The 17,988-nt window shown below is 37.6% G+C and carries 21 protein-coding genes; 9 read left to right on the top strand and 12 right to left on the bottom strand.

Features of this window, described 5'->3' with window-relative positions; genetic code table 11:
- The first annotated feature begins 558 nt into the window (after window positions 1-558).
- Window positions 559-2,316 (top strand): SulP family inorganic anion transporter, encoded by a 1,758-nt coding sequence (locus tag CZ490_RS00510; RefSeq protein ID WP_077617039.1) that lies wholly within the window; start codon window positions 559-561, stop codon window positions 2,314-2,316.
- Between the two features lie 21 nt (window positions 2,317-2,337).
- Window positions 2,338-2,682, top strand: coding sequence for an ArsR/SmtB family transcription factor (locus tag CZ490_RS00505; RefSeq protein ID WP_077617038.1), 345 nt, complete (start codon window positions 2,338-2,340; stop codon window positions 2,680-2,682).
- Window positions 2,683-2,691: 9 nt separating this feature from the next.
- On the opposite strand, the gene CZ490_RS00500 is transcribed toward CZ490_RS00505, so the two are convergent.
- The 5 genes from CZ490_RS00500 to CZ490_RS00480 form a co-directional block, all read right to left on the bottom strand.
- Window positions 2,692-3,231, bottom strand: a complete 540-nt coding sequence (locus CZ490_RS00500; RefSeq protein WP_077617037.1) for a DUF6241 domain-containing protein — start codon at window positions 3,229-3,231, stop codon at window positions 2,692-2,694.
- 226 nt (window positions 3,232-3,457) lie between these two features.
- Entirely contained in the window at window positions 3,458-3,895 is a 438-nt protein-coding gene (gene aac(6') / locus CZ490_RS00495; protein ID WP_077617036.1) for an aminoglycoside 6'-N-acetyltransferase, read from the bottom strand.
- A gap of 20 nt (window positions 3,896-3,915) precedes the next feature.
- Window positions 3,916-4,557 carry a vWA domain-containing protein gene (locus tag CZ490_RS00490; RefSeq protein WP_407639771.1) on the bottom strand — a complete coding sequence of 214 codons (642 nt, stop codon included), beginning with the start codon at window positions 4,555-4,557 and terminating at the stop codon, window positions 3,916-3,918.
- An 85-nt stretch (window positions 4,558-4,642) separates the two neighbouring features.
- On the bottom strand, window positions 4,643-5,653 hold the full coding sequence (locus tag CZ490_RS00485) for a macro domain-containing protein (RefSeq protein ID WP_077617035.1): 1,011 nt from the start codon (window positions 5,651-5,653) through the stop codon (window positions 4,643-4,645).
- A gap of 92 nt (window positions 5,654-5,745) precedes the next feature.
- The gene (locus tag CZ490_RS00480; protein ID WP_142255314.1) at window positions 5,746-6,555 is read right to left on the bottom strand and encodes a hypothetical protein; all 810 of its coding nucleotides are present in this window, start codon (window positions 6,553-6,555) and stop codon (window positions 5,746-5,748) included.
- 239 nt (window positions 6,556-6,794) lie between these two features.
- On the opposite strand from CZ490_RS00480, the gene uvsE (CZ490_RS00475) reads away from it, so the two are divergent.
- Together uvsE (CZ490_RS00475) and uvsE (CZ490_RS00470) are read left to right on the top strand one after the other, a co-directional pair.
- The gene (gene uvsE / locus CZ490_RS00475) at window positions 6,795-7,748 is read left to right on the top strand and encodes a UV DNA damage repair endonuclease UvsE (protein ID WP_077617033.1); all 954 of its coding nucleotides are present in this window, start codon (window positions 6,795-6,797) and stop codon (window positions 7,746-7,748) included.
- A gap of 79 nt (window positions 7,749-7,827) precedes the next feature.
- The gene (gene uvsE / locus CZ490_RS00470) at window positions 7,828-8,793 is read left to right on the top strand and encodes a UV DNA damage repair endonuclease UvsE (RefSeq protein WP_077617032.1); all 966 of its coding nucleotides are present in this window, start codon (window positions 7,828-7,830) and stop codon (window positions 8,791-8,793) included.
- A 58-nt stretch (window positions 8,794-8,851) separates the two neighbouring features.
- Here uvsE (CZ490_RS00470) and CZ490_RS00465 read toward each other — a convergent pair whose 3' ends face one another.
- A complete protein-coding gene (locus CZ490_RS00465) occupies window positions 8,852-9,277 on the bottom strand; it encodes a YugN family protein (protein WP_077617031.1) in 426 nt (141 codons plus the stop codon).
- Window positions 9,278-9,459: 182 nt separating this feature from the next.
- Between CZ490_RS00465 and CZ490_RS00460 the strand changes: the two genes are divergently transcribed.
- From CZ490_RS00460 to CZ490_RS00450, 4 genes are all read left to right on the top strand, one after another.
- Window positions 9,460-9,711 carry a transcriptional regulator SplA domain-containing protein gene (locus tag CZ490_RS00460; RefSeq protein WP_077617030.1) on the top strand — a complete coding sequence of 84 codons (252 nt, stop codon included), beginning with the start codon at window positions 9,460-9,462 and terminating at the stop codon, window positions 9,709-9,711.
- On the top strand, window positions 9,708-10,733 hold the full coding sequence (splB, locus tag CZ490_RS00455) for a spore photoproduct lyase (RefSeq protein ID WP_077617029.1): 1,026 nt from the start codon (window positions 9,708-9,710) through the stop codon (window positions 10,731-10,733). The genes CZ490_RS00460 and splB overlap by 4 nt, the downstream gene beginning before the upstream one ends.
- Before the next feature lie 119 nt (window positions 10,734-10,852).
- On the top strand, window positions 10,853-10,990 hold the full coding sequence (locus tag CZ490_RS22210; RefSeq protein WP_159439879.1) for a hypothetical protein: 138 nt from the start codon (window positions 10,853-10,855) through the stop codon (window positions 10,988-10,990).
- A gap of 25 nt (window positions 10,991-11,015) precedes the next feature.
- Entirely contained in the window at window positions 11,016-11,381 is a 366-nt protein-coding gene (locus CZ490_RS00450) for a carboxymuconolactone decarboxylase family protein (RefSeq protein WP_077617028.1), read from the top strand.
- Between the two features lie 65 nt (window positions 11,382-11,446).
- Here CZ490_RS00450 and CZ490_RS00445 read toward each other — a convergent pair whose 3' ends face one another.
- The 6 genes from CZ490_RS00445 to CZ490_RS00420 all read right to left on the bottom strand — a co-directional run bounded on the left by CZ490_RS00445 (window position 11,447) and on the right by CZ490_RS00420 (window position 16,847).
- Window positions 11,447-12,442, bottom strand: coding sequence for an LLM class flavin-dependent oxidoreductase (locus tag CZ490_RS00445; protein ID WP_077617027.1), 996 nt, complete (start codon window positions 12,440-12,442; stop codon window positions 11,447-11,449).
- A 42-nt stretch (window positions 12,443-12,484) separates the two neighbouring features.
- Complete coding sequence (locus CZ490_RS00440) at window positions 12,485-13,201, bottom strand: 3-ketoacyl-ACP reductase (RefSeq protein ID WP_077617026.1); 717 nt, start codon at window positions 13,199-13,201, stop codon at window positions 12,485-12,487.
- 188 nt (window positions 13,202-13,389) lie between these two features.
- The gene (locus tag CZ490_RS00435) at window positions 13,390-14,577 is read right to left on the bottom strand and encodes a Rho termination factor N-terminal domain-containing protein (RefSeq protein ID WP_234987146.1); all 1,188 of its coding nucleotides are present in this window, start codon (window positions 14,575-14,577) and stop codon (window positions 13,390-13,392) included.
- Between the two features lie 155 nt (window positions 14,578-14,732).
- A complete protein-coding gene (locus CZ490_RS00430; RefSeq protein WP_077617024.1) occupies window positions 14,733-15,788 on the bottom strand; it encodes a C45 family autoproteolytic acyltransferase/hydrolase in 1,056 nt (351 codons plus the stop codon).
- Window positions 15,789-15,975: 187 nt separating this feature from the next.
- The gene (locus tag CZ490_RS00425; protein ID WP_077617023.1) at window positions 15,976-16,200 is read right to left on the bottom strand and encodes a DUF378 domain-containing protein; all 225 of its coding nucleotides are present in this window, start codon (window positions 16,198-16,200) and stop codon (window positions 15,976-15,978) included.
- Between the two features lie 83 nt (window positions 16,201-16,283).
- Window positions 16,284-16,847, bottom strand: coding sequence for a TetR/AcrR family transcriptional regulator (locus CZ490_RS00420; RefSeq protein ID WP_077617022.1), 564 nt, complete (start codon window positions 16,845-16,847; stop codon window positions 16,284-16,286).
- 156 nt (window positions 16,848-17,003) lie between these two features.
- Here CZ490_RS00420 and CZ490_RS00415 point away from each other — a divergent pair, with 156 nt between their 5' ends.
- Window positions 17,004-17,927 (top strand): DsbA family protein, encoded by a 924-nt coding sequence (locus tag CZ490_RS00415; RefSeq protein WP_077617021.1) that lies wholly within the window; start codon window positions 17,004-17,006, stop codon window positions 17,925-17,927.
- The last annotated feature ends 61 nt before the right edge of the window (window positions 17,928-17,988 follow it).

The following is a 17,988-nucleotide window of genomic DNA, read 5'->3' as shown; positions in this document are numbered from 1 at the left end:
GGCTGAGGTTTTACCATTAAACTACACCCGCACTATATATTAAATTGTTATCAAACTATCTTACGTCTCTCAGGCCTTACATGCCTCTTCCTCTGCTAGCTATTTCATGATGTAAATGTGTCGAGGCAACTCGCAGCATAATCATTGAAGCTTTGCTCGTGGCTGAGGTTTTACCATTAAACTACACCCGCACACTATTAATAATATTATGTTCGCAAATGAATTATGTGAACATTATAACAAGTTTGTAAATACAATGCAAGACGTTTTGTAACATTTTGTCGAAGTTTTTTTATTTAATAACTACTTGAGTTATTATACACACCTGGTTACTATATTGCAATAGTAATTTTTAAAATATTTCTATGTTATTAAGATGTTTAACACTTCTGATGTAATTATCCTTTGATACTAAAGTCATTTATTAGGGACTGCCAATTTTCAATGGTGGTCCCATTTTATTTTTTAACATTTACTTTGACTTTACAGAATAATAGGAGTAGATTCTATATATATTCAAATAATCAGATATTCAATTATTCAAAAGGAATGATAAACATGAAAAGTAAATGGGCTTTTTCGGGGAGATATCAAGGATATTCGTTTCAATCCTTTCAAAAGGATCTTATTTCCGGTATCGTTGTTGGGATAATAGCTATTCCTCTTGGAATGGCCTTCGCGATTGCTTCAGGCGTAAAGCCTGAATATGGGATCTACACAACCATCATTGCGGGTATTCTTATTTCACTCTTCGGAGGCTCAAAGTATCAAATCGGTGGTCCTACTGGTGCGTTTATTCCGATTTTGTTTGGGATTGTTGTAACCTATGGATTTGAAAATCTATTAATTGCGGGCTTTATGGCTGGGGTTATTTTATTGCTAATGGGAATTTTTAGATTGGGATCATTAATTAAATTTATCCCACGACCTGTCACTATTGGTTTCACATCTGGGATTGCGGTTATTATTTTCGTAGGACAAATACCAAATTTTCTTGGCCTAGAAAAAGTTCAGAAGCATGAGCTATTTTTGGATAATATGAGAGAAATTGTTCTTCATTTTAATCAGATTAATAGTTATAGTCTATTAACTGCTATCATTTGTTTGGTAGTTCTCCTACTAACGCCAAAATTTTTTCCGAAAGTGCCTGGGTCATTAATCGCCATTCTTATATCAACTGGAATTGCAACTATTCTTTATCCTACTCAGGTTGCTACTATTGGATCAACATTTGGCGATATCCCTAGTAAACTACCAAGCTTGCAATTTCCTGAAATATCGATTGAGAGAATAATTCAACTGATTCAACCTGCTTTTGTGATTGCAATGTTGGGTGCGATTGAATCCCTTCTCTCAGCAGTGGTAGCTGACGGGATGACAAATAGCAAACACAACAGTAACCGCGAATTAGTTGGCCAGGGTATCGCCAATATGATTACACCTTTGTTTGGTGGAATTCCAGCAACTGGTGCAATTGCACGGACGGCAACAAATATAAAAACCGGGGCGGTCTCACCATTCTCAGGTATCATACACGGGGTCGTTGTGCTTCTTGTTTTACTTTTATTTGCACCTCACGCTTCAAAAATTCCACTAGCCAGTATGGCCCCCATTATTATGCTTGTTGCTTGGAATATGAGTGAACGGCGAGTTTTTTATCATGTTTTGAAAACAAAAACAGAAGACTCGCTTGTACTCGTTGTTACATTTTTATTAACCGTATTTATTAATTTAACTGTAGCTGTCCAAGTTGGGCTCATTTTAGCAGTTATCCTTTTTACAAAACGAATGAGTGATATAATAGTTACAGAAAAAGCTTTACCTAATCCTGAAACGAAACACGCTAAAATGGATAGCCGTGTTGTAACAGATTCTCATGATTGTCCACAGATCAGTATCTACAATGTAGAAGGCCCTTTATTTTTCGGGGCTGCTTTAAGCTTCGAACAGCAAATTATGAAATCGATAAATTACAAACCTAAGGTTTTGTTATTGCGACTGGGTAGAGTCCCTTTTATGGATACAACCGGTGAAGCTCGACTATCTAGTATTGTGCAGGATTTTTCTAAAAATGGAATTGTATTAATCTCAGGAATAAAACCACAGCCTAAAAGTGTCCTCATTAAGACAGGTTTATACGAGTTAATAGGAGAAGAGCACTTTTTCGAACATACTGGCGATGCCATAAATTATGCACTCAGCCAGATTAGCCATAATAAATGTTTAGGCTGTCGACATTTTGCATTTAAAGAATGTCAGACACTCTCGAGAATCGAAGAAAAAAAGGTGAAACAAAGAAGTATTTCGTTAAGTTAGTGGAGAAAGTGAGGTAATGTAGTGAATCTCGAAATGCAGCAATTTAAGGCTGATTTTTTTAAAGCTCTTGCCCATCCATTGCGGATCCGTATTTTAGAGCTTCTTGCTGAGGGTGATAAAAATGTCAATGAAATTCAAAACCTTATTGGCAGTGAAGGGTCAGCCGTGTCCCAGCAACTAACCGTACTACGTGCTAAAAATATTGTGTATGGAACAAAAGATGGTAATCGCGTTATTTACTCATTAAGAGATCCGATGATTGTTGAATTACTATCAGTCGCAAAGCAAATTTTTAATAACCATCTAGTGAATACACTTTCCCTTTTAGATAAAATCGGAGAAGAAGTAAAGGATAGTTCTGAGTGAACTATCCTTTTATTTTGGTAAATATTCTTCACCGAATTTTTTGATGATATATTTTCTCTCTTCTTCTTCACTCAAAATGCCTCGTGCTTTTCCTACGGTTCCATTTTGATAGTTCCAAAAATAATTATGATCATCATCGACTCGACTGAAATCTCCATTTTTCCAACGTTCCGCAATGGCTAGAAGATCTTCCTTTCTAGAAAAATCACTATTTGAAATAACTTCATAAATCTGATTGATGGTATCAGGGATCATTGGGGTAGCACCCCATTTTTTGTCAGCCTTCACCTTTTGATGAGTCATATTATGCATCAACTGTATGATTTCACTCTCACGTGGGGATTCTTTTAATTTCAGGTCATAGGTGACTTCATTCATCTCATTAGTCTGCTCCTGAGATTCAGTCGTTTCATTCGAATTATTGATTTCGGGCTTTGAAGTTTGCACGGATTTTTGAACATCGTCGCTATCCATCATCTTATTCACACCGATTATTACCCCTACCGAAACGCCGATTAAAATCACACCAACAATGATCCAGGTTTTCATCATATCCTCTCCTACTCGAATTAACTCACCAGTTTCTTACTTTTAAGTATTATGTATCCATTTTTTTATCTTAGCATATAAAAGATAATTCCATCGCCTATTTTGTTTGGATAAATTAGTTACTATTAAAAAATAGGCAGAAATACCTATAATCAAGGTTTCTACTTATTTATTTTGATGACAGGAAAAGTACACCTGTCCCCGACAGTAATGGGACAGGTATCATTTATAGCTTTTTAGTTAGGCAAATAATCCGATTTGCTTCTTTAAATCCATTCCTCAAATGAAACTGTAAGCTATTACTATTATCAAGTTCGATGTCACTTGCAAATTCTGTACAGCCTTGCTTTTTCGCCCATCCTTCACAAGCGGACAATAATAGTTTAGCCACACCGTTTCTCCTATTCTCTTCTTTTACAAAAATACCCTCGAGATATCCTACGGGACTACTTTCTGTTCCCTCAACATAGTCCATGCGCAACTGACATTGGGCAAAACCTATTTTTTCATTGTCTACTTTTGCTAGGAAGAAAACAGCTTTTTCATCTAGAAGGGTTTCACTGAATTCTGCTGTTAATTCTCTATTATTATTATCAGGCCATAACTGTAATGCGAGACTTACAAGTACGTCTAAATCTTTTTTGGTTGCTTTTACAATCTCCATTCATTCCCTCCATGTAGAGACTACGCTCTTGAATTATAATCACATTCAATCTCTTCCTTCCAGCTTTTTTCAATCTTCTTTCCACTACGTAATTTTGTGACGGCCTCACTCACCATTTGATAGTTAAGTTGAGTTCCATGTTCATCAGCATGATAATCAACTGCAAAATCCTCCTCAATACCAAACTGTGCAGCCGTTGAAACAGCATCAATATTCGCTCCTAAAAACATGAATTCCCAATCGTAATTTTCTTTTTGATACTGGACCATTTTCTTAATTTTATCGGCTGTAAATTCACGGCTGGCATTTTCCATTCCGTCCGTTGTGATGACGAAAAGCACCTTTTCAGCTCGTTCCTGTTTACAGGTGTATTTTTGAACCTTGTTTATTTTTTGGATAGCAAATCCAATCGCATCTAGCAATGCAGTTGTACCACTAACCTCGTAATCTCTTTCTGTTATGGGTGATATACCCTTTACATTAATACGATCATGCAATAACACATAGTCGTGATTAAATAAAACGGTAGTAACAAAGGCTTCCCCCTCAGCCTTCTTTTGTTTGTTTAACATTGAGTTATAGCCACCAATTGTATCAGCCTCAAGCCCTGCCATGGAACCACTTTTATCTAAAATAAAGACTAATTCTGTATTCATCTTCATCTTGTTATCCTCCGATCATTTTTTTGATTACAAGGTTAGGATAACAAGAATACAAACAGTTAGGGTCGCTTCAAAAGCGACAATTTTATGCTCCTAATAAAGGTTGGTCGAACAAAAATAAGGCTTCATTGATTTCGTGGATATTATAATTTACTTGGTCGATAAAATACATAATAATTACGTCAAATTTACTGCTATGGGTCAATGTGTATCCCGCTGCAGATAGTAAATCAATGGTTTCATCAATATTTAATTCTAGCGCAATCGCAAAAGCAATAGCGGTTTTCTTTTTAGGAGTGTAGTTCTTATCATTTCGGATTTTGGAAAATAATCGGCGATCGATGTTTGCTCCTTTGTACGTCTCAACATCGGTCATTTCTTTCTCGTCTATTAAGCGCAAGAGTCTCTCGGAAAACGATTCATCAAGCTGGTTAACTAGGTTTGTTAAATGACTTTGAATTTGATGACTTTCTTTAATATCATCTATTTTTTCTTGAACATCGGCGATTGGTTCCGAGTTATAAACTTCTATGTTTTGTGAACGGCTATATGTCGTTTCCATTTCATCCACATAATGTTCGTCAATATATTGTTGAATTGAAGTAAACAATTTCTTACTAACGCCAAAGGATGCTTTATCAAAGATGACAAGATAAATTAACATGTCGTTATTCATTAAAAATGAGCTAATTGCAGAAACCGCAATCTTTAGAGCCTCTTCTTTGGGATAACCATAAATACCCGTCGAAATTAGTGGAAACGCAATTGATACGCATTTATGCTGTTTAGCAAGCTCCAATGATTGGGTATAAGAGGAATATAATAACCTTGCTTCATCCTTCGTCCCCCCCTTCCATACAGGTCCAGGTGTATGGATGATGTAGTTTGCTGAAAGATCAAAAGCATCTGTGATGACTGCTTGTCCAATTTGGCAACCGCCAATTTCATCGCATGCTACTTGCAGTTTTTCAGAGCCAGCAGCGCGAAAAATTGCTCCACAGACGCCGCCTCCCATTTTCAACTGTGGATTCGCTGCATTTACAATCGCATCAACCTTCATTTCCGTAATATCATTCCTAACAATCTCCAAAGGCATGGCAATCTCTCCTTTCACGTGGGACAGGGGACAGGTCCTCCTTCCCGATCCTAGACAAATGTTGTGCCAAGGTACCTGTCCCTTTGTCCCACTTAATAAATCTCTTTTTCGAAGGTTTCTCCGTTACTGTAGATTACTTTTATTACTAATCTGATGTCTTCATATTTGTCAATTTGATTGAGGTGGAAGAAGCGTTCGCCGTATTCTGGAGGATTTTCATCTGCCATTTGTAGTTCTTCTTCTCCAATTAATGTATTGGTTTTATATTTTAGTAGATATGCCTTTTCTACGTATGCGGCATTTCCGCCAACTTGATAATTAATTAAAGTAATATCTACTTTTGATTTAAATACATGTACATCTGTCTGAATAATGCCATAATAACTCGTTTTTAACTCCCCTAAGTATTCCATCTGGGTATTGCTGCTTTTTACAACGTCGTCATAGGACACTGTAATATAAAATTCAATCGCATCTTGGTATTCCCCATCTATAAAGGCTTCTTCTGACACGCTTTCACTATGATAGGCTTCAGATGTAGAATGACCAACATGCCATTGTGGTTCCTTATCAAAGATAAATGGAACCTTTACCTGAAAGAATCCGTTTTGTACTTCTTCTGCAGGAACTGCAATATAGTCCTTACTACCTCCCAAAGCATAGTGGAACACAACATCTGATTCTTTTTTTAGCTCTTTTACCTGCCAATTAAAAGTTGCGTACACCTCACTATCTCTTATATCATGTTTATCTATTTCCATTGTAATACCACTTATCCAACTCTGTTCATTTTTAAATTCCTCTAATGTATTGTACACATGATGAGCTTGATCTCCGATTCTAGACGTAATTTCATGTTGTTGGGATGTAATAAAATTCACCTGTTCTTCAAGCCAGCTCATTTTCGATAACAACAGCACATTCAAAATTAAACTTACCGCTAAGGCTATCACTACAAAAACCCGAAAATACTTATTAATTTCTCATCAACTCCCCCATAAAAATAAAAACATTCCGCATAATAACATCATATTCTCCCTACATTAAATATATCAAAAACTCTGGGACGAAGGGACAGGTTCCTTGTCCCACAACAAAATAAAATTGGGACGGAGAATCTCTGTCTCTAAAGAGGGTTAAAATGAAAATTCGGTTTGGTTATGTGGCAAATGCACTAGACTTATGGGATTCGAGTCCTTCTAAATCCTTAACTTTCACAAGATACTCGGCACTTCCCAAAGAAGAGCGCATGGAAAAGCTAAAATCCGTTACCGCTCAAAATCTACAACATACAAAAAGGATTTTACATTATAATATTGCACACGAAATTGAGCTCTATCGCCTTTCAAGCTCACTTGTCCCATTAGCAACACATCCTGATGTAATGTGGGACTTCGTCACTCCCTTCAAAAAAGAATGGGATGAGCTTGCTCAAATGATCAAGCAAAATAAAATGCGGGTCAGTTTTCACCCCAATCAATTTACCCTGTTTACAAGTACAAGAGAAGAGGTTACTGAGAATGCAATACTCGATATGGAATTTCATTATAAGATGTTGAAATCCCTGAATGCGCTGGATAAAGGTGTGCTTAATATCCATATAGGTGGCGCCTATGGCGATAAAGAAAAATCACTAATAAGATTCCATCAAAACCTAAAAAAACTACCTGCTGAGTTTAAAAAACAAATGACACTTGAAAATGACGACAAGACCTATGACGTCAAGGAAACGCTTCTCGCCTGTGAAAAAGAAAACATTCCAATGGTGCTCGATTATCATCACCATATGGCAAACCCAGGGGACGTCGAACTTCCCCACTATTTGGAACGTATTTTCAATACATGGAATGACAGACCAACTGTTCCGAAAGTTCATATTTCATCACCAAAATCTGAAAAAGCATTTCGTCCTCATGCAGATTTTGTGTCACTAGAATTTATCATGCCTTTTTTAAAAATGGCGAAAGAACTTGATCAAGATTTCGATATCATGATAGAAGCAAAACAAAAGAATCTAGCCATGCGTAAACTTATAGAAGACATTTCTTCAGTCAGAGGAATTAAAAGGATTTCAAGTTCTGCAGTGGAGTGGTAGGAACATTGGGACAGGTACACTGTCCCAAAATAAAGGATGTTTTAAATCAGTATTAGAGAATAATGCGAGGTGAACAGAGTTGACAATGGTACGGCTTGGATATGTTGCAATGAGTACGGAATTAAAAAATGCGTCTCCTTCTAAAACAATGACGTTTGCCCAATTTCAAAAGATTGAAGATCGAGAGGCAGCGATTCGCAAATTGGAGCGTATCGCCCTCACAAATTTGCACAATACACTCAGATTATTAAAGCATAATGCAGCATCTGAAATTCATTTTTACAGGTTAACTTCACGTCTTATCCCTTTAGCAAATCATGAGGAACTCCTTGATTGGAATTATTTAAAACCTCTAAAGGAAAGCCTTCATGAAATTGGTGAATTTGTTAAGGAGCATGGGATGCGGATTGATTTTCATCCCGATCATTTTGTACTAATCAACTCACCTCAAACCGAAATATTGAAAAACTCAATCCGCACACTAAAACTCCATTACCTTCTTCTAAAAGGTATGGATATAGATCCTACTCATCGCTGTGTAATGCATGTTGGGGGTAATTACAAGGAAACAGATATCTCACTGGAACGATTCGTTACAAATTGGATGGATGTTCCCGCAAAAATTCAAAAACTAATCATGCTTGAAAATGATGATACCTCTTTTACGCTAGAAGATACACTCTACTTATGTGAAAAACTAAACATTCCACTTGTATTTGATTATCATCACCATCTTGCTCACCACCAAAATCCAAATTGGGAAAGCCATTGGGAGCGAGTAGTGCAAACGTGGAACCATTCGCCACTTCCAATTAAGATGCATATTTCAAGCCCCAAAAGTAAAGAAGCCTTTCGTCACCATTCTGATTATGTGGATATCGAGATGTTTTTTACATTTTTAAAAGAAATAAAAGGGAGCGTTCCACAAATCGACTGCATGATTGAAGCAAAAGAAAAGGACTCTGCCCTCTTTAAACTTATCGAAGAAATTAAAACAAGGGATGACATAGAACTAATAGACGGCTCATCCTTTTATTTAAAATGAAGGACAGGTCCATAATCTCAAAAAAACATGGGACAAGGTATCTGTCCCCTTGTCCCATTTATGAAACTAATTCTTTTATGGAGTTGTAGATTCGCTCGACTGTTTCAACTCCTGCTTGTTCCCATCTGCTTTTATCTGAGATTTGCCCATCTTTATCAAGAGGCGTTTGGAATTGGTCTAGTCCAGTTGTTCCTGTGATAAAGGAATTTTGGTCGTAATCGAGTCCAAAATTGACAATATGCTTAATGATGTATGGTGTGCCAAATTGAATCTGCGCACTTGCATGGTCCAACATTCCATCAACCACGAAAAAAGGAACGCGTAAATATATGGTTTCACCATTTTCACGCCATAATACCGCATCAAACTTCCCTTGATCATATTCAAAGTTACTACAAAAACTACATCCATGAGAATCAAAAACATCACGTACTGCCCCAAAGTTTGCCTTTTTCCCATCGATCACCGAATCTAATGCAATCACTCTTTTCCACCTCAACTAATCATAGTATTACTGGTATTATTTTCAAAAATCTTAAGGAACATACATGGATTCTCGATTCTCCTTCTTTTTTCCATAATCAAGTAGACATAACTTAAGGCATGAATTGAGAAAATGAGTAAAAAGGGATTCATCTCTTTTTATCAATTTGAAAAGGTGATGTCATGGAACAAATGTATCAAGCTGGAGACGTAGTATATGTTTTTTACCGTAATCCACATACACAAGATGTGGCTAATATCCAAGCAGCTGCGGTTGTGAATCACCCTGAGAGGGAGAATGAATTAGCCTTGTTTCTATATGAAACGTATTATCCCCTATCAAACGATGTTGCCGTTTATTCGACAGAAGAAGAAGCAAACCAAGCCTACCAGTATTACTATGGCGATGACGTTTCAGAAGGGACATTAGAATGAAGCCGTTTAATCCAAAGCTCATCTACTTTGAGCCAAAAGCATTAGATTATCCATTGGGAAAACAACTACTCGAAAAGTTCGAAAAAATGGATGTTGAAATTCGGTATACAACATCACACAATCAAGTACGAAACTTACCGGGGGATAACGATTTTCAAAAGTATCGAGTAGCTAAGTCAACACTCGTAGTAGGCATACGGAAAACATTAAAATTTGACACCTCTAAGCCTTCAGCCGAGTATGCCATTCCTTTTGCAACAGGGTGTATGGGACATTGTCATTATTGTTATTTACAAACAACGATGGGGTCGAAACCATATATTCGTACATATGTAAATGTTGATGAAATACTCGAAGCGGCTGATAAATATATGGAGGAACGCGCACCCGAAATCACTAGATTTGAAGCGGCTTGTACGTCTGACATTGTTGGGATTGACCACTTAACTCATACACTCAAACGTGCCATCGAGCATTTTGGTGAATCTGAGCACGGGAAATTAAGATTTGTGACGAAATTTCATCATGTCGATCACTTGTTAGACGCTAAGCACAATGGAAAAACTAGATTTCGCTTCAGCATGAACGCTGACTATATTATTAAAAACTTTGAGCCAGGAACATCTCCGCTAGCAAAAAGAATTGAAGCAGCTGGCAAAGTGGCAAGGGCCGGCTATCCTCTGGGATTCATCATTGCTCCTATTTACCTTCATGAAGGATGGGAAGATGGTTATTATAAAATGTTTGAGCGCCTTGAGGCTGAATTACCACCGGAGGCAAAAAAGGATTTAACTTTTGAATTCATCCAGCATCGATTTACAAAGCCTGCTAAAAAAGTAATTGAAAAAAATTATCCTATGACCAAATTAGAATTGGATGAAGAAAAGCGAAGATATAAATGGGGGAAATACGGGATAGGGAAATACATCTATCAAAAAGATGAAGAGGAAGATATAAAAAAACACCTATACTCGTACATGGAAAAATTTTTTCCACAGGCTAAACTCGAATACTTCACTTAATTCGAGGTAACAATACGTTTGGACAGAGGTTTATCCGGGATTCTGTACAGGTTCACTCTCCCCTCTTGGGGCATTGAACCTGTCGCTTAGTCCCAAACAAAACTCAAGAGGTGAAAGTGATGGCTAAGCAAAGAGGCAATAAACAGCAAAGAAACAATGAAGTTGGTTCAGGTTCAAGATATCATGAAGAACACGCAAGCCATGTTCCTGACTATGGAGCAAACAGCATGGATCCGAATGCGAAACAAAATAAATAAGCCTTTAGAAATGAGGTAATGTAAGATGGAATATGAAGCTAGAAATTCAACAGAAGCTGCACTTTTAGAATATAAAGCTGGTCTCGGCGTCTTCACTAAAAAAATGCCTAAGCTTGCTGAGCAATATAACGCCTTTACTGAAGAATGCTTTAGAGAGGGAGCTCTTTCACAAAAGCAAAAACAGCTTATTGCTCTAGGAATAAGTATTTTTTCACAAGATGAATATTGTATTATTTATCATACAAAAGGGTGTCTGGATCAAGGGTGCTCAGAAGAAGAGATACTTGAAACAGTTGGCGTAACTGCAGCTTTTGGTGGAGGAGCAGCAATGAGTCAAGCCGTTACACTTGTTCAAGAAAGTATTTCTGAATTAAACCAACTTAAACAATAATTAACGAACCAAGACAGTCTCCTAGGAAGACTGTCTTCATTCGTAAACTGGCATATCAAGATAACCTATAATAGTTCTTTTGCTAACAATTTGTATACGTCCAATCGTTTTTCTTGTGAGTGTGGGATACTACAAATCATCGCTTCATCAAACCCATATTCCTTTTGTTCTTGACGTAGTTTTTCAGCAATCGTTTTAGCCGCCCCAACTAGGTGGAGCTTTTTCCGATTCTCCTGGATGCTCATTCTTTCTATTTCAGTTAATGGATAATTTTGTGCTTCCTCTGGGGTTAATAACTGGCCCAACTTCCCTTTCATTAACCATAGACGGGCAATATCGTGTGGCAAAGCTTCGAATTCAGCTTCTTCATGTGTCTCTGCTACGGTAACCATATAGGAAACAGTTATCTCTGGCCTCTCCATAAATACGGTTGGTTTAAATTCTGTTTTGTAGAGTTGGAGTATTTCCTCTGTCATTTCGCCACTAAAAAACTGGGCAAAGGAATATCCTACTCCCATCCTTCCTGCCATCACAGCGCTGTTTCCTGTTGAGCCAAGCAACCACGCTTCCGGTAAAACAACTTGAGAAGGTGTAGCAATTGTGTTTTTATACAGTGGATGATTAGGAACCTCATCTTTAATCAACTGTAATGCAAGGTCAAATTTTTCATACATATTATTTACCATTGGCTGACGACCTTCAGATAAAGCATAGATTGCGTACTGATCGCCTCCAGGTGCACGTCCCACTCCAAAATCGATTCTTCCTGGGGAGTATGAGCTTAACGTTTTAAACACCTCAGCAAGCTTTAATGGAGAATAATGCATCAGCATGACTCCACCTGTTCCGATACGAATCTGCTTTGTTTTCGCAGCCAAATGGGCAACCGAAACTTCTGGGGCTGAGCTTGCATAAGATCCTGTTCCATGATGTTCAGCCATCCACATTCTATGGTAGCCTAAGTCATCCGCTAAGATTGCTAATTCCTCCGCTTTTTTTAATGCATCTGCAGGAGAATTTCCTTTTGTGATGGGTGCTTGGTCGAGTACACTTAGCCTCATTATGTCATTCTCCTTTCTATCTAAATAAGTTGAATTCTATTATTAGAATGGATTCGTTCCCCAGATTTGAGAAGTTTTAATAAAAGTACGCTGTTCCAGTTTGAGCAAACTTGACATGTATTCAGCTAGATCTTCTGCTTGAGTATATTTTGTCGGGTCTCCTTGGTTGTTTTCCCCAAGAACTAACTCTGTATCGACACGGCTTGGTGTTAAAACAAATACTCGGATGTTATGACGACGGACTTCCTGCATCAATGATTCACTTAAACCAATAACAGCAAATTTTGATGCACTATATGCGCTTGAGCCTTCTGTTCCTTTTAATCCAGACATGGAGGATATGTTAATGATGTCACCACGGTTTCTTTCTATCATTCCCGGTAGTACTGCCTTGGTAATATGGACAATTCCCATAATATTCGTGTCGAGTAATTTTTCCCATGTTTCTGTACCTAGGTCTAGGAAAGAACCATATGCACGTACTGCTGCATTGTTAATTAAAATATCAATTCCACCGAGTTTTCCCTCAATTTCCTTCACCGCACGTTGAACTTCCTTTTCAATTGAGATATCAGCGGGGACAGTTACAAATGTTGCTCCTAATTCGGTTAATTCATCATGAATCTTAGCAAGGCTTTCCTTACTTGTAGCAATTATTCCAAGCTCGACACCTTCCTTAGCAAGCTCTAAGGCTGTTGCACGTCCAATCCCACGACTACCGCCAGTAATAATTGCCTTTTTCCCTTTTAATGATTGCATTCCTCATCACCCTCTCTTTCATTCTTACACCAAATATAGCATATCTCCTCGACTACATTCTTATGTTACGCCTCAGCATTCAAATACCATAAAAAAAGATGTCAACTCGATTTTGAGCTGACACCTTTTTCAATATTGGGACAAGTACACGAAAAATTTGGCGGGACAAAGGACCTGTTCCAACGTCCCTATCTTCCACAACACTTTTTGTATTTTTTCCCACTTAAGCATGGGCATGGTTCGTTTCTTCCAATTTTTAAGTTAACCTTGGTTTTGGGAGTCTTTGTTGGTTCAGTTGATGGCGTTTCATATAAGTTTCGTAGTTCCACCGATGTATGGCCCTTTAGAGCCCATTCTCTTGTGTTATTCATTAAATGAACAACTTTGTCCATTAGAGTACGAAGTGTTACTTCATTTTCGAATACAAGTATTTGACTCAAACTTTGTAAAACATCATTTAGACTGTGACCATTCTTAGTTAGATATACACATTCTTCCGCAATACGATCAGCATACAAAGTCTCGGTTCCAAAGTTTTGTTTAATAAGATTGACTACCTGTGAATAACTTCGATTTCGATCCACAAAACCTGGCTCACCCGCTTCAAGCAGCTGTTCTTTTGTAAAAGGATAGAAAAAAATATGATTTCTTGCTTGTTGTTCATCCCTTATCTTTTTGAAATCAACCACTCTAGCGTTCGAGTATCCCTCATTATCGATAACAATACCTTTATTAAACGACATGGCTTCGTGAATGACATAGTTGTATTCAAAAAGATCTACTGATTCGTTTGTATACTTCTCTAATAAACTAATCATCTCGGATACTTTTAATGTACCATAATAATACAAAAGACCATGTGTTAATTTAATCCAATCTGTATTTCGTGCAATTACAGATTTAATATGTACATCTTTTTCTAAAGTAATGATTTCTTCAATTAATTCTTCGGGCACAGCCATTACCCTTTTTCCGTCCAAGGTTCCTGTAAAGACCAAACCGGTATCACGTAAATACTTGATCTGATCAAATTTAACTTCAGTGGCTTCAATATAGCCACCATTTTGAGCTATTTTAACGAGTAATGAAAAACGTGTAGTATCCCAATTTAAGCATACATTTTTCAGGAGCTCTGGTATTTCTTCTTGGAACCGTTCAATGAGATCTGCCTTTTTTAAGCTACTTGCATTTTTAATTTTCAAGTATCTTCTGATTTCATCTAGCTCAGATTTCGTATATGTACTAAGCCCTTCGTTTATACGAAGCGGAACACATATTTCACTCCAATATTTCTGATTTTGTTTTTCTTCGCGGTCCTTAGTATCCTGTCTTTGTACTAAAGTTTGTCCTAAAGTATTTTCTAGTTGTCTATTCATTTCCATAACCTCCACTACCCTACTATTATACTAGAAAAATGTACTTTGACAAAATCGGTCCGATTCTTTCCCTACTCTCACCTCAAATTAGGGACCTGGTGACAGGTTCATTGTCCCCCAAAAAAATAGAGTGGAACGAGAAATCCGTTCCACCACTATTTAAACCAATTTGCCTTTTCCATATTTACAAATGGGATATCCGTATCCACTTCTCCTTCGATTTTCGGAACTGTAAAATCGGTTCCCATCAACCATTCTGCAAAGTTAAATTTTATTGGCTCCTGGTCTCCCCCGAGTGCGTACCAGACCTCTAAATCTTTTGGAAAATATGCGGATGTATGAATGGTTCCTGCCCAACTCCCATAAAGCTTAGAAAAGACACCTTTATCTGTAGCATTTAATAATTGAAATGCCTCAAACCCATCTAGCTTATCTATTTCCTCAATGGCCTGCAGTCTTTTATTCGAATCATCAAGTACGCGACGATTTTCTTCAGTTAAGATTTTAAAATGATTTGTACACGTGTACCCTTGTCTAGCCTCCACTCTCCTTGGAGAGGTTTCTACAATAAAAGGCATCTCACAGGTAGCATCAAATAAAACATAGCTAAACGACCCCCGATGGGGGATCTCTTTTAAAAACTGAACTGCTTCCTCAACGTCTGAACAAACTTCCAATAGTAGCCGTCCAATCATATAACAGACAAATCCATTCCCAGGTCTTCTTCGATTCATAAAGGTATATCCCATCGCTAAACCCTTATTATTGATACCATCGGATCGGCCAGTAATTTTCTGGGTCACGCCAAGAGTTGAATGTCCACCATCGGTTGGTTGAAATACTACCAATCGGCCATCATAGGTTTTTGGATGATAATCATAATTCCGTATCATGTAATTATCGCCTACTAATATCGAACAGCCTGAAGGCTTGATGTTAACCCTGTATCCTCCAAATTCCATCAACACCTTTTCCATCGACCATTTCAAAGAATCTTGCAGACCTAAGAACTCTTCCCATATAAAAGGTGCTACACGATCAAATACCTGTATAGTTTCAGTAATATCAATGCGAAATAACGGCTTTCTTACCTTCCACTGTTGCTCCCGGTTCCTTATCAAATAGGAATCCCTTAAAAGCTCACCCTGCATATACCCAAAATCATAATGACTTCCCCGAAACTGAATCACATCGGCAAAAATTTTCTTCATAACCAATCCTCCTATGTGGGACAGAGGGACAGGTTCTTTGTCCCTGCAATTAACTGGTAATACAATTACAATGCCTAGCGAACTCCCACTTGCTACGTATAAATATCTTCTCATTTTTCACTCAAAACGTAAAATAGACCAAACCCTGAGGGCTTGATCTACTTATAATGGTCTTAAATTAATCACCTTATGTTCTGCTAGTTTCTGGAACAGTTTCTCTGTCAGGCTTAAAGAGGAGCATTAGGCTGTATAAGCCGCTTAACCCCACTAGACTGTAGATAATCCTAGACAAAAGGGAATCTTGACCTCCAAAAATTGAGGCTACTAGGTCAAATTGGAATAACCCGATTAGGCCCCAGTTAATTGCACCTATAATTACTAAAGCTAGCGCTAAACGTTGTAATCCATTCATAGTTATCGCTCCTTACATTTAGTAATCTTAGGTTTTACTTTTAATCAAAAAATATACAAAAAAAATGAAAAAAAATAGCAAATTTATTGTTCAAATCCAATTCCATTCTTAATGAAAGGGATTGCAAATTGAATCATTTCTTCGGGACTACTCTCATCAGGCTTCCTTCTCCATTCCACAGAAGCACCATACATTCCCCAGCTTAGCATGATTGCAGTCAGTTTCAATGTCTTTTCTTCATCTGAAGGATGTTGTTTTGTTAGCATCTTATAAAAGATGACTTCAAGGTGATCCCTGATAATACGAGCAATTGTATCTTCGTACCCACGATGGCACCGATTTGATAAGGACATTTGAAAATCCGTGATTGCCTTAAAAATGCCTACAAGTGTTTCTTCATTTAATCCACTTTGTTGGTAGGACTGGCTATTCAAATTAATTAGCAAAACCTCGGATAAAACCTTTTCAAGTAGGTCATAAATATCTTCAAAATGATAATAAAAAGTTGCCCGATTAATCATCGCTTCTGTTGTAATGTCCTTTATGGTAATATCCTTAAATTCCTTCTTCCCTGATAAATCCATAAAGGAATCCATTATTAATTTACGTGTCCTTAAAACTCGCGGGTCTGTTTTTACTTGTGACATCTCATCCGTCCCTCCCACTTTTTCAACATTTTTTTAGATGTGTTGGATATCCAACATATCACGTTATCTATTGGTGTTTATGCTTTCCATTATCCCCTACAATGAAATTACAAAGCAAACATATAGCATCAAAAAAAACAAAAGTGAGGGATTCATATGACAAACAATAATAATTTAATGTGTGATTTGGAAACAGGTGTGTGTGGAGTAGCTGGAGACGAAGATATTGAGATGATTGATTTGAACCAACCGACAAAGACCATTGATTTATATTATGTTACAGATCCCATCTGTTCTCATTGCTGGGCACTTGAACCTACTTTCCGCCGTTTCAAGGAACAATATGGACATTATTTCAACTTCCATACTGTTATGGGTGGGTTACTCGAAAAGTGGGGTGGTGGTCCTGTTGACCCTGCTAACGGAATCTTTGGACCTGCAGATGTAGCAGGCCACTGGAGAGAAGTTGGAGAATACTCACGCATGCCAATCGATGGATCGCTGATGGTTGATAATCCTGTTCAATCTTCCTTCCCACCGTCACGAGTGTATAAGGTTATTCAAAAGCATCATGGTGATGAAAAAGCAAATGAATATTTACGCCACGCTAGAGAAGAACTGTTTGCATTTAATCAAAATATTGCTGAAAAGTCTGTGATGATTCAAAATGTCAACCATATAGGCCTAAACGGAGAATCCATCGTAAACGAAGCACAATCTGAAACCGGTCAACAATTACTTAATGAAGACTTTGCTCTTGCCGCAAAACTCGGGGCAAGAGGTTTTCCAACCATTATTATGGTGAATAAAGAAAACAAAGGAGCTAAAATTGTCGGTAGCCGTTCCTTAGACTACTACGTGTCCGGACTATCAAAACTTACAGGAGAAGACGTACCACAAGCAAAGAAACAACCATCTCTTTCAAATTTGCTAGAAAAAGATCTGCTCTTCGCAAAAGAGATTGAGGTCATGTACGACCTAGAACCATATGAACTTCAAGCCTTCGTAGAAAAACAATTGAAGCCTGGCACCTATGAAGAAAAGGATCTGCTTGGTGAAAAGTATTTTGTAAAAAAATAAAGAGACCTCCGTTCAGTTACATCAAATAAAGCGAATACCAGTCAAGTGGTATTCGCTTTTT

This window comes from Litchfieldia sinesaloumensis (assembly GCF_900156865.1).
Taxonomy (GTDB): Bacteria; Bacillota; Bacilli; order Bacillales; family Bacillaceae_L; genus Ferdinandcohnia; species Ferdinandcohnia sinesaloumensis.
Note: the sequence above shows the minus strand (reverse complement) of the source record. Positions and strands in the feature narration are given on the sequence as shown.